This window comes from Paenibacillus sp. W2I17 (assembly GCF_030815985.1).
Taxonomy (GTDB): Bacteria; Bacillota; Bacilli; order Paenibacillales; family Paenibacillaceae; genus Paenibacillus.
In genome coordinates this window covers 4,555,480-4,567,645 of record NZ_JAUSXM010000001.1, presented here as the reverse complement: position 1 = coordinate 4,567,645, position 12,166 = coordinate 4,555,480, and the positions used below count along the sequence as shown (strand labels likewise).

Sequence of the window (12,166 nt, the reverse complement as noted above, 5' to 3'; positions counted from 1 at the left end):
GGCGGATCGCTTTTTTGTTGTTTTAAACACCAATTCTCCCTCTAACGTAACCCATACATACTCAGGAATGAGGGAGGAACGGTCGCGGCATACTATATGGACAGGTGAAGGACAGTTTCTTAAGCAATGCAGGAAACTGAATATGGCCTGATGGCAAGATGTCCAAAACGTGAACGAACTCATCACATTATGAAGGATACTTTGGAGGAGGATGGCTCATGAGTCGCAGAAGAAGAAGTGTCATGTCAGAGGATCTGAAGAATGAGCTTGCGAAAGACTTGGGCTTCTATGATACGGTCCAACAGGAAGGCTGGGGTGGAATCAAAGCCAAGGATGCAGGAAACATGGTGAAAAGAGCCATTCAACTTGCTGAGCAGGCTGCCCGCAAATCTTAATCTGGTTCAAGCTGACTGAAAAGCGGGGAAATCCGTCAGGAACATCCCCGCTTTTTCCCCTTAGATGCGGAATACAAATGACTTGACAGCCCCATTTTGATATAATATGTTAAGTTGTCTTAGGGAAAAGGTGAGGACGGGTGAACGCCTTGAAAATTTACGAAAAAGCGCCTGCTAAAATTAATTTGATGCTGGACGTTTTACATAAAAGAAGCGATGGATTCCATGAAGTTGAAATGATCATGACCATGGTCGATCTGGCTGATCGGCTGGAAATGTCGGAGCTGCCGCGAGATACTATTTTCATCTCCAGTCAGGCGGGGTATATCCCGCTCGACGAGAAGAATCTGGCTTTCCAGGCAGCCAGACTCATTAAGGAACGCTATAACGTGCGTACGGGCGTCCATATTCATCTGGATAAAAAGATTCCAGTTGCAGCCGGACTTGCCGGCGGCAGCAGTGATGCAGCAGCAGCGCTGCGTGGATTGAACCGTCTGTGGCGGTTGAATATACCGGATCACGAACTGCAGGAGCTTGGAGCTGAACTCGGGTCGGATGTTCCATTCTGTATCACAGGAGGGACTGCACTCGCTACAGGCCGTGGTGAGAAGTTAACTCCCATTCCTAATCCGCCGCAATGCTGGGTAATTCTGGCCAAGCCTCCGATTAATGTGTCTACAGCCGATGTGTACGGAAGGTTCCGCAGTGACAAGATTGTTCGTCATCCGAGTGCAGCTAAAATGGAGCAGGCTATTCGCAATCAATCATTTACGGAAGTCTGTAATCAGATGGGCAACGTGCTTGAAGATGTAACGTTGAAGCTGTATCCGGAAGTTCAGCATCTGAAGGATGCCATGATTCGATTGGGTGCAGACGGCGTGTTAATGTCTGGTAGCGGTCCAACGGTATTTGGATTGGTTTCCAAAGAATCCAAGGTAGCCCGGATATACAATGGTCTGCGTGGGTTCTGTAAAGAAGTGTACGCTGTACGTATGTTAACGTAAAATTCGCTTTTATAATGTACAAACACGTATAAAGGTGTTATATTCTTAAATAATTATTCGGATTTGGATGTTTCCGTGATCGTGAGGATGGATCTCTGTGAAGAAGTTAAAACGAAGCGCAAGGCTGGTTGAAATGACGCAATACTTATTGTCCAGACCGCATACGGTTATTCCGTTGACCACATTTGCCGAACGTTATGGTGCCGCAAAGTCTTCAATTAGTGAAGATTTGGCGATTATCAAGGAAGTGTTCGAAGAAGGTGGGTCAGGAGAACTGCATACACTGGCTGGAGCAGCCGGGGGAGTAAGATGGATTCCGAAGGTATCCCGAGAACTGGCATTGGCATTTGCGGAGCGGCTCTCGACCCAGCTCGCGCAACCTGATCGGATCTTGCCTGGAGAATACCTGTACATGTCCGACTTGCTTGGTCAGCCCGCATTGATGAATGAAGCCGGCAAGATCTTTGCAACGGCCTTTGGCAATATGAATATTGATGTGGTTATGACGGTAGAAACCAAAGGAATTCCACTGGCTTATGCGACCGGAGCCCAGCTCAACCTGCCTGTCGTGCTCGTACGCAGGGACCATCAGGCTACAGAAGGATCGGCCGTAAGTATCAATTATGTATCCGGGTCCCATAAAAGTCTGCATACCATGTCCCTGTCCCGCAGGGCGATGCGTGAGCATTCCAGAGTACTTATTGTGGATGACTTCATGAAGGCCGGGGGTACGGTGCAAGGAATGATCGATCTTTTGGCCGAGTTTAATGCTACAGTTGCCGGGGTAGGGGTACTGGTGGAATCTGGTTCTGTAGATTCAGAAGAACGCCTGTTAACAGATTACGTATCTCTGGCGAAACTGACAGCGGTTGATGCCAAGAGCAGACAGATTTCCGTCAAGCCTGGCAACTATTTTGACCTGTAGAAAGATGACGAATGTTATGTCGTTAAAAGGTCTTTTCCATCGACCTGGCACTAACGTTGTCGAATTGTGTATTAAATAAAAAAATTCCTGAAATTAGGAAATTTTTGTGGTTATAAAAAGAAGGAGTTCGTATATGCTGTGTGGAATTATACACCAAGTTCTGATGGAAAAAGGTGGTGAACACACACATGCAAATTACGGATGTCAGACTCCGCCGTGTTAACTCGGAGGGGAGAATGAAGGCTATCGCATCCATTACCATCGATAACGAATTCGTCGTTCATGACATTCGTGTCATTGATGGTAACAACGGAATGTTTGTTGCTATGCCGAGCAAACGTACTCCTGATGGAGAGTTCCGTGATATCGCCCACCCGATCTCTTCCGGTACGCGTGAGAAGATTCAGGCAGCAGTTTTGACTGAATACGATCGTGCGGCAACTGAGGAAGAAGTCATTGAAGAAGGTGCCTGAGAACATTATTGGGGTTCGAAGGAAAAGAGAGCCATGTCTTATGGCTCTCTTTTCTTTTTGACCGGAATAAGATATATTCAGTATTGAGTTTATTAGCAGAGAACAAAAAGCGCATCGTGCGCTTGGTGGCAGGGCGGCATCTTAGGAATCATTGGGATTCGGTTAAGCTCGCAGGTACACGGCGTATACATATAGGTCACGATTCGTTGGTGTCCGCGTTGTTACGTGTGATTACAGAGACAGCAGGCGATGAACAGAACCGGCTTGAAGCCGGCTGAACGATACTCATTGGATATAGATCAGCAATGCATTTCAATGGGATTTTCAGAACAGGAGGTCGTTAATTTTGAAACGAATGGCAATCGTTCTTGCCGCAGGGCAAGGAAAACGAATGAAATCAAAATTGTACAAAGTACTGCATCCCGTATGCGGTAAACCTATGGTTGGACATGTGCTGGATGCAGCACTCAGCGCAGGCGTTGAACGCAGTGTAGTTGTAGTCGGTCATGGTGCCGAAGCGGTGCAGTCATTTTTGGGTTCCAGAGCGGAGTATGCACTCCAGGCAGAACAATTGGGTACAGGTCATGCAGTGAAGCAGGTTAAATCTTTGCTTGGCGGCGAAACAGGCTCTACAATTGTGGTCTGTGGAGATACACCGCTTGTGACCAGTGAGACGTTGGAAGGTCTGATGAAGCTGCATGAGAGCAGCGGAGCAGCAGCCACAGTTCTTACGGCTCAGTTGGACAATCCCAAAGGCTATGGCCGCGTTATTCGCGGAGAAGATGGATCTGTACAACGGATTGTGGAACAAAAGGATTGCACGGAGCAGGAAGATGCTGTGAATGAGATTAACACGGGCACATACTGTTTCGATAATGCAAAATTGTTCGCTGCCCTGGAAAAAGTGACGAACCAGAACGCTCAGGGAGAGTATTATCTCACCGACGTGGTTGGCATTTTCCGCAATGATGGAGAAGTGGTTGAAGCTTACATGTCGGATGACATCGCAGAATCCATCGGGGTTAATGACCGACTTGCACTTTCGCAAGCCGAAGCCTTCATGCGTGAACGTCTTGCCGTACGCCATATGTTGAACGGTGTTACAATCATTGATCCGTCATCGACATATATCGGAGCGGATGTTACGATTGGATCAGATACAGTTTTGTATCCGGGGACGATTCTCAAAGGCACAACTTCCATTGGTGAAGCATGTCATATTGGTCCTCAGGCAGATGTGGAAGACAGCGTTATTCAGGACGGAGTTACGATTAAACATTCGGTAGTATCCAATGCCGAGGTTGGTTCTGATGCAACGGTTGGTCCATTTGCTAATTTGCGTCCAGGGACCAAACTGGGTCGCAACGTAAAAATTGGTGACTTTGTTGAAGTGAAAAATGCTACAATTGATGAAGGATCCAAAGTATCTCATCTCAGCTATATTGGGGATGCCAAAGTAGGGAAAAACGTAAATGTTGGATGCGGGGCAATAACTGTCAATTATGATGGTTATAATAAAGCTGTGACAACGATTGAAGATGATGCTTTTGTTGGCAGCAACGTCAATCTGATTGCACCGATTACGGTAGGAAAAGGCGCTTATGTGGTTGCTGGCTCCACCGTTACCCATTCCGTTCCCGAGAATGATCTGGCCATTGCTCGTCCACGTCAGGAGAATAAACCTGGTTATGCGGAGAAGATTCGCGGACGTGCCAAAGCCAAGAAACAAAATGCCAAACCCCAATAAGGGGTTTTGATAACAAGATTGCCTCCCGAAGATCGGGGAGGTGCCGACATGTCGCAGACGCTTATTGATTCCAATGAACCAGCACGGAGGGTTTTTATTTTATGACTTATTTTGATTCGAAATTAAAAATATTTACTTGCAATTCTAACCCCAAGCTTGCCCATCAAATTGCTGATTATATCGGGATCCCTATGGGTGAATCTCACACAACCAGCTTTAGTGATGGCGAGATTCAAGTGAAACTCTCCGAGAGTGTTCGGGGTTGTCACGTTTATATCGTGCAGTCCACTTGCTTGCCGGTTAATGATAACCTGATGGAAATGCTCGTTATGATTGATGCACTCAAACGGGCATCTGCCAAGACGATTAACGTCGTTATTCCTTACTATGGCTATGCAAGACAGGATCGCAAGGCACGTTCGCGTGACCCGATTACAGCGAAACTGGTTGCCAACCTGATTGAAAAAGCGGGTGCAACCCGTGTCATCGCGATGGACTTGCATGCAATGCAGATCCAGGGATTCTTCGACATTCCGGTCGACCATTTGCTCGGCGTGCCAATTCTGGCTCAATATTTCCGGTCGAAACAGATCGAAAATCCGGTTGTCGTGTCGCCTGACCACGGTGGCGTAGTGCGCGCACGTAAACTGGCTGATTTCCTGAATGCGCCCCTGGCGATTATCGATAAACGTCGTCCTGAGCCAAATGTGAGCGAAGTGATGAACATTATCGGTAACATCGAGGGTAAAACAGCCATCCTGATCGATGACATTATTGATACGGCGGGAACGATTGTACTGGGAGCGAATGCTCTGATGGAAGGCGGCGTTAAAGAAGTATACGCGTGCTGTACTCACCCGGTATTGTCCGGACCTGCGATGGAACGTTTGGAGAATGCACCATTGAAGGAAGTCATCGTAACGGATACCATTCCAATTACGCATGCTAATCCGACAAGCAAACTCAAAGTGTTGTCTGTAGCGCCTTTGCTCGGAGAAGCGATTATCCGGGTTCATGAGGAATTGTCAATCAGCAAGCTGTTTGAAATTGAATAAGGATGTCTGCATAAAGTAGTAGAGGGGTTACGTTTTCCGGTTCAATGGAAAATGTAACCCCTGTCGGCGTGCCGTTTTATTAAAAGTGAAACAGACGCTGGTCAGTCCATATAATTTGAACTACTAATCTACACAATAACGGAGAGGGCAGAAAAGATCTGAAGAAGCGAAGCGCTCGCCTTTATCACCGGATTTTCCCTTTGAAGAGGGGAGTAAAAAAATCTGGGGATAACAGCGATCGGAAGATGTTTCTGCACGCGCAGTGATCCAGTGTAAAATGTTTCGTTCATCTTATATGGTTAATACCCGGGGCGGGAGATAAATCGGAAACGATGCCGATGAAAAAGCGTGTCGGCAATTTCGACGAATTGATTATCGAAACGTGTGATTAGACCAATCTCAATATGGGTGTCGCGGTCGTATACCTGTACAGGTACGTGATATTCGAGATGATAGATAAAATCGCTATGTTGAGTCAGTTGTCCATTGTCTTCGCGCAAAACCCGCTCACCTTCCTGGGTCGATAAAATATTAACTGTGAACACTACAGTAAATCGATCTTTACTTTCCTGATATTATATGAAATATAACATTCGAAGTCTATGCCTCACCTCAGGCTAATCCGAAGGAGGGAACAAGATGAAGTGGATTGTCGGACTTGGAAATCCAGGCTCGAACTATGCCAAAACCCGTCATAATATCGGTTTTATGGCACTGGATCGGTTGGCTGATCGTCATAATATCTCCATTACACAGAATAAATGTAAAGCGCTGATTGGAGAAGGCAATATTGGCGGTGTGAAAACTGTACTGATTAAACCAATGACCTATATGAACTTGTCTGGTGAATCGGTTCGAGCGTATATGGATTTTTATAAAGTTAGTCTTGAAGATCTAATTGTTGTGTACGACGACATGGATACAGAGATTGGCAAAGTCAGATTGCGTTACCAAGGTAGTGCAGGCGGACATAATGGAATCAAGTCCATTATTCAGCATACCGGTACACAGCAGTTTAACCGGGTGCGCATGGGAATATCCAGACCTGAACCAGGACATGCCATTGTTGATTATGTACTGTCGACATTCATGAAGAAAGAAAAAGAAGCCCTGGATCAGACCATTGAGCAAACATGTGATGCTCTGGAGCATAGCTTGACTCATACGTTTGAACAAACAATGGCGAAGTTTAACGGTTAATTTTGTTAGACATACGGTAAAATGATCATAAAAGACGGGTTCGATTCAGCCATACTGGACATACTGGATGTATAAACCATGTTCAGGAGGCATAAACATGTCAGTGAATTACGTATGTAGGCATTGCCGTACCTTTATTGGACGAATCGATTCTGCCCGGATAACGGAAGTAGAGCTCGGCTTTCATTTCTTGACCCCCGACGAGCGGAGGGATATAATAGCGTATAATTCCGGTGGTGACATTACCGTTCGGATTACATGTGATTACTGTAAGGAAGCCCTGGAGCACAATCCGGAGCTTAGCCTGCTCGCGAGTCCGCTTCAGTAGACATCGCCTGTACAGGATCGAATGACAGTTGAGGGCGGTTGCGTAATAACGCTCCACCTTTTATAGCCTTGGCAGCCTGCTGAGGCTTCTTTTCAGTTGGCATGAAAGCCATCGCTAGCTCGAAATCAGGCTCAGCCGCATCAACAGATGTGGCAATGTTGCGAGTAATCCGATATGATGAAACAGGAGAAAAAGGAATTTGTATCCATTTTAATAGTGATGCTACGCGTATGCGTGAGATAATCAAGTAAGTTATAAGAGAGGTGCCCCTTTTGTTACAAGCACTTATACAGGCTTTTTCCAAAGATCCGGACTTCGGGTCCATTACAGCCGGAATCAAGTCCGGCATGAAGGAACAATTGGTTTCGGGTCTATCCGGCTCGGCGCGTCAGATTATGCTGGCTGCTCTGCATCAGGAAATGAACCGACCATTGCTCGTAGTGACACATAATATGTTTTCAGCTCAAAAAATTGCAGAAGATTTACAGGAAGCGCTTTCACCTGATCAGGTGTTAATCTATCCTGCCAACGAACTTGTCGCTGCGGAAGCTGCTGTTTCCAGCCCGGAAACATTGGGTCAGCGTATTGATGTATTGGTCCGCTGCGCCCAGGGATTCAGGGGCGTTGTTGTTATTCCTTTTTCCGGGGTAAGACGTTATGTTCCGCTTCCGGAAGTGATGGCCAATGCTCGAATTTTGATCAAACAGGGCAACACACTTCAACTGGACTCCTTCCTGCTGGAGATGGTAAAGCTCGGATATGAGCGTGTGGAACGCGTGGAATCTCGTGGTGAGATGAGTGTACGCGGAGGTATCATCGATTTCTATCCGGTTACTTCATCGATCGCATATCGGGTGGAGTTATTTGATGATGAGATCGACTCCATTCGGACATTTGATCCAGCGGATCAGCGTTCGATTGAACGGATTGAAGAAATTACGGTTTTACCATGCAAGGAGTTAATTGCAGATCGTGAACGTATGGAAAAGGCTGCCGATGCGGCTGCTCTTTTGCTGGAGCAACAGCTGGAGAAAATGACGGATCGGCAGGCGAAGCTGCGTCTTCGTGAGGAAATTCACCGGGAGATCGAGCTTTTGCGGGAACACGTGTATTTCTCCGAAATGTACAAATATATTTCTCCGCTCTATCCGGAGAACAAAACGATCTACGACTATATGCCAGAAGATACCCTGCTGGTTCTTGATGAGCCTGCGAGACTATCGGAGACATCAAAACAACTGGACCGTGATGAATCGGAGTGGAACCTGCATTTGATGCAAAACGGAAAAACACTTCCGGATCTTCCATTATCCGCAGACGGTGATGAACTCTTGTATGAGCGTCCATTCCAGACGCTGTTTATGTCGATCTTTTTGCGCCAAGTTCCACACACCCAACCACAGAACATTCTGAACTTCATCAGTCGTGGCATGCAGGATTTCCATGGACAGATGAACGTACTGAAGGCAGAGATGGAGCGCTGGCAGAAGGCCGGAGTCAAAGTGCTCATGCTGGCGAACGGTGAGGAGCGACTCGAGCGGATGCGTCGGGTACTGATGGACTATGATATTCCAGAGCCAGAGATGATGATTGGTAATTTGCAAACGGGATTTGAAATGCCGTCCATTCATTTGGCTGTTGTGACCGAGGGCGAGATGTTCTCGCAAAAACAGCGTAAAGTACGCAAACCGATTCGGAATGTAGATAATGCTGAACGGATCAAATCCTATAGCGAGCTAAAAGTGGGCGATTATGTCGTTCACCAGAACCACGGGATTGGTAAGTACCTGGGGATCGGCACCCTCGAGGTTGGCGGTATTCATAAGGACTACATGCATATTCTCTATGCGGGTGGAGACAAACTGTCTGTACCTATTGAGCAGATCGATCTGATTCAAAAATATGTTGGTTCCGAAGAGAAAGAACCGAAAATATACAAGCTGGGCGGCAATGAGTGGACACGGGTCAAAAATAAAGTCCGCACATCTGTACAGGATATTGCTGATGATCTGATTAAGCTGTATGCAGAGCGTCAGACCTCCAAAGGGTTTGGATTCGACAAGGATTCTGCGGAGCAGCAGGAGTTTGAGGACATGTTCCCTTACGATGAGACACGTGATCAGGTGCGTGCGATCGAAGAAATCAAGAAGGACATGGAACAAAACCGTCCAATGGATCGTTTATTGTGTGGGGATGTTGGTTACGGCAAAACCGAGGTGGCTATTCGGGCTGCATTTAAAGCGGCTATTGAAGGCAAACAGGTGGCTGTACTCGTGCCAACAACCATTTTGGCACAGCAGCATTTTGAGACGTTCCGTGAGCGCTTCTCCGGTTATCCGTTTAACATTCATGTGCTTAGCCGGTTCCGCTCCCGTAAAGAGCAGAATGAAACAGCCAAAGGCATCAAGGCAGGCACAGTGGATATTGTCATCGGGACGCATCGATTGCTGTCGCAGGATCTGGTGTTCAAGGACCTGGGACTGCTCATTGTTGATGAAGAACAGCGTTTCGGTGTCACCCATAAGGAAAAATTGAAGAAGCTGAAAACCAATGTGGACGTGCTGACACTGACGGCAACGCCGATTCCGCGTACGCTTCATATGTCCATGCTGGGTGTGCGTGATCTGTCCGTTATTGAGACTCCACCAGAGAATCGTTTCCCGGTGCAGACCTATGTGGTTGAACACAGCCAGGCGCTTGTGCGTGAAGCCATTGAGCGTGAGCTTGCCCGTGGTGGGCAAGTGTATTACCTCTACAACCGTGTTCAGGGAATCCAGGAGATGGCAGCCGAAATTTCTGAACTTGTGCCTGAAGCCAAAGTTGGTGTAGGACATGGTCAGATGTCGGAAACAGAGCTGGAGAAAACGATTCTGGACTTCCTGGATGGTGAATATGACGTGCTTGTGAGCACAAGTATCATCGAGACCGGGGTAGATATTCCGAACGTAAATACACTGATCGTACATGATGCGGATAAAATGGGACTCTCCCAGCTGTATCAGCTGCGCGGACGTGTGGGTCGTTCCAACCGTATTGCGTACGCCTATTTTACGTACCAACGGGATAAAGTGCTTACTGAAGTTGCTGAGAAACGTCTGCAATCAATCAAAGAATTCACTGAACTGGGTTCAGGATTCAAAATTGCCATGCGTGACCTGTCGATTCGTGGTGCGGGAAATCTGCTAGGAGCGGAGCAGCATGGTTTCATCGCTTCCGTCGGGTTTGATCTGTATTCCCAGATGCTTGCGGAGGAGATCAACAAACGCAAAGTTACGATGCTTGGCGAGGAGCCGGTACCTTCCGATCAGTGGAACACAACGCTGGACCTCAGTATCGATGCCTACTTGCCGTCCGATTATATTTATGACAGTATTCAGAAGATTGAGATCTACAAAAAAGTGGCGGTCATTGCATCCTTCGACGATGCGATGGAGTTGGAAGACGAATTGGTTGACCGATTCGGTGATCTTCCGGAAGCCGTCATTAACTTGCTGGCTGTTGCGCGGATGAAAGTATACGGCAAAATCTACGGTATTGAGTCCATTTCCCAACGTGGTGAGGACATTACCGTGAAGTTCTATGAAGGGCGTGAACATGCCTTTGAACTCTCGAAAATCGCGCACATTGGAAATCAGTTCGAAAGACGTGTACAATTTGAACAAGGACCCCATATGCTGATTCACGCTAAAGGCAAGGGGCTTGGGGATAAGCAACTGATGGAGCTGGTAGAGAAAATTCTGGAGTCCATGAAAACTGCTTTTAAATCAAAGGGGGAACTAAAGGATGTTACCAAAGTATAAAAAAGTAGGAAAAGTACTGTCTGTGAGCATGGTCGCAGTACTATCCTTATCACTGCTTGCTGCATGTGGCAAGAAGGAAGAAGCAAAAACACCGGAATCGACGGATACAAGTGCTGTAGTCGCTACGTATGATGGTGGTACCATTACAGCCAATGAATTTGACATGGAGCAACGTGTCATGAAATTCCTCTATCCGGAGTATGCACAAATGATGGATATGGACGATTTCAAGGAGTATTTGGTGAAACAGGAAGTTGCTTATGAATATCTGAGTGGCAAAGCAACTGAAGATGCCAAAACAGCCGGTACAAAAGCGGCAACTGAGCAATTCGATAAAATGAAAGCTTCTGTTCAGGCAGATCAATGGACAGAAATGCTCAAAGCTCAGAAACTGACTGACGACAACATTAAAGACTACATGACTCGGATCATGACAGTAATCAAAGATAAAGAAACAGGCGTTACGGACGATGCAATCAAGGCTGAGTTTGAGAAAAACAAAGATCAGTTCACAACGGCTTCCGTTCGTCACGTGCTGATTAACTTCACAGATCCAAAAACGCAAAAAGAGCGTAAAAAAGAAGATGCACTTAAAATTGCAAAAGAAGTAAAAACCAAGTTGGATGGCGGAGCTGATTTTGCTGAAATTGCAAAAAAATATTCCGAAGATCCAGGTTCTGCTGAAAAGGGTGGACTGTATGAAAATACACCTGTAGGTAGCTGGGTAGAGGCATTTAAGGAAGCTGCAAAAACGTTGCCACTGAACAAAATCAGTGATCCAGTAGAGACAGAGTACGGTTACCATGTCATGAAAGTGGAAGCTCGTACAGAAGCTGACTTTGCCAAATTGACGGCTGAACAAAAAGAAAGCCTGAAGAGCCAATTGGCTGCAGCCGAAATCGACACGTTCATGCAAAATGAATTGGACAAAATCGTAAAAGAAGTTAAACTGCCAAAAACAGAAAAAGCTGAAGAAGGTAAGACTGAAGGCACAACTGAAGGCACTACGGGTACAGGAACTGAAGGAGAGAAAACAACCGAACCAAAAACGGATGACTCCACAGGTACGGATACCAAGACTGACCAAGGTACGACTGGAACAGACAAAGATGCAACTACAGATGAAGGTACAAGCAGTAAGTAAGCTGGTAAAATTGCTGTGTTAGCATACGTTTAGGGTTAAATTCGCCCGAATGAATGCCTTGTACTCCGTAAATATGGACAACCATACAGAGAAGC

Annotated in this window: 12 protein-coding genes; 11 read left to right on the top strand and 1 reads right to left on the bottom strand. The window is 46.5% G+C overall.

Annotated elements, in window-relative coordinates:
• The first annotated feature begins 218 nt into the window (after nucleotides 1–218).
• From QF041_RS20530 to QF041_RS20500, 7 genes are all read left to right on the top strand, one after another.
• Entirely contained in the window at nucleotides 219–395 is a 177-nt protein-coding gene (locus tag QF041_RS20530) for a small, acid-soluble spore protein, alpha/beta type (protein WP_017691375.1), read from the top strand.
• Between the two features lie 149 nt (nucleotides 396–544).
• Nucleotides 545–1,399: a 4-(cytidine 5'-diphospho)-2-C-methyl-D-erythritol kinase gene (gene ispE / locus QF041_RS20525; protein WP_036606140.1), complete on the top strand. Its 855-nt coding sequence runs from the start codon at nucleotides 545–547 to the stop codon at nucleotides 1,397–1,399.
• 97 nt (nucleotides 1,400–1,496) lie between these two features.
• Entirely contained in the window at nucleotides 1,497–2,324 is an 828-nt protein-coding gene (purR, locus tag QF041_RS20520) for a pur operon repressor (protein ID WP_017691373.1), read from the top strand.
• A gap of 188 nt (nucleotides 2,325–2,512) precedes the next feature.
• Complete coding sequence (spoVG, locus tag QF041_RS20515; protein ID WP_017691372.1) at nucleotides 2,513–2,797, top strand: septation regulator SpoVG; 285 nt, start codon at nucleotides 2,513–2,515, stop codon at nucleotides 2,795–2,797.
• 83 nt (nucleotides 2,798–2,880) lie between these two features.
• Entirely contained in the window at nucleotides 2,881–3,075 is a 195-nt protein-coding gene (locus QF041_RS20510) for a hypothetical protein (protein ID WP_307415470.1), read from the top strand.
• Between the two features lie 77 nt (nucleotides 3,076–3,152).
• Nucleotides 3,153–4,544, top strand: coding sequence for a bifunctional UDP-N-acetylglucosamine diphosphorylase/glucosamine-1-phosphate N-acetyltransferase GlmU (gene glmU, locus QF041_RS20505; protein ID WP_260633062.1), 1,392 nt, complete (start codon nucleotides 3,153–3,155; stop codon nucleotides 4,542–4,544).
• A gap of 101 nt (nucleotides 4,545–4,645) precedes the next feature.
• A complete protein-coding gene (locus tag QF041_RS20500) occupies nucleotides 4,646–5,599 on the top strand; it encodes a ribose-phosphate diphosphokinase (RefSeq protein WP_017691370.1) in 954 nt (317 codons plus the stop codon).
• Nucleotides 5,600–5,898: 299 nt separating this feature from the next.
• On the opposite strand, the gene QF041_RS20495 is transcribed toward QF041_RS20500, so the two are convergent.
• The gene (locus QF041_RS20495) at nucleotides 5,899–6,099 is read right to left on the bottom strand and encodes a hypothetical protein (protein ID WP_307415469.1); all 201 of its coding nucleotides are present in this window, start codon (nucleotides 6,097–6,099) and stop codon (nucleotides 5,899–5,901) included.
• Nucleotides 6,100–6,238: 139 nt separating this feature from the next.
• Here QF041_RS20495 and pth point away from each other — a divergent pair, with 139 nt between their 5' ends.
• From pth to QF041_RS20475, 4 genes are all read left to right on the top strand, one after another.
• The gene (gene pth / locus QF041_RS20490; RefSeq protein ID WP_036606126.1) at nucleotides 6,239–6,799 is read left to right on the top strand and encodes an aminoacyl-tRNA hydrolase; all 561 of its coding nucleotides are present in this window, start codon (nucleotides 6,239–6,241) and stop codon (nucleotides 6,797–6,799) included.
• A 97-nt stretch (nucleotides 6,800–6,896) separates the two neighbouring features.
• Entirely contained in the window at nucleotides 6,897–7,127 is a 231-nt protein-coding gene (gene fin, locus QF041_RS20485) for an anti-sigma-F factor Fin (protein WP_017691368.1), read from the top strand.
• Between the two features lie 272 nt (nucleotides 7,128–7,399).
• Nucleotides 7,400–10,927, top strand: a complete 3,528-nt coding sequence (mfd, locus tag QF041_RS20480) for a transcription-repair coupling factor (RefSeq protein ID WP_036606125.1) — start codon at nucleotides 7,400–7,402, stop codon at nucleotides 10,925–10,927.
• Nucleotides 10,911–12,071, top strand: a complete 1,161-nt coding sequence (locus QF041_RS20475; RefSeq protein WP_307415468.1) for a peptidylprolyl isomerase — start codon at nucleotides 10,911–10,913, stop codon at nucleotides 12,069–12,071. Before mfd ends, QF041_RS20475 begins: the two co-directional genes overlap by 17 nt.
• Nucleotides 12,072–12,166: the final 95 nt, after the last annotated feature.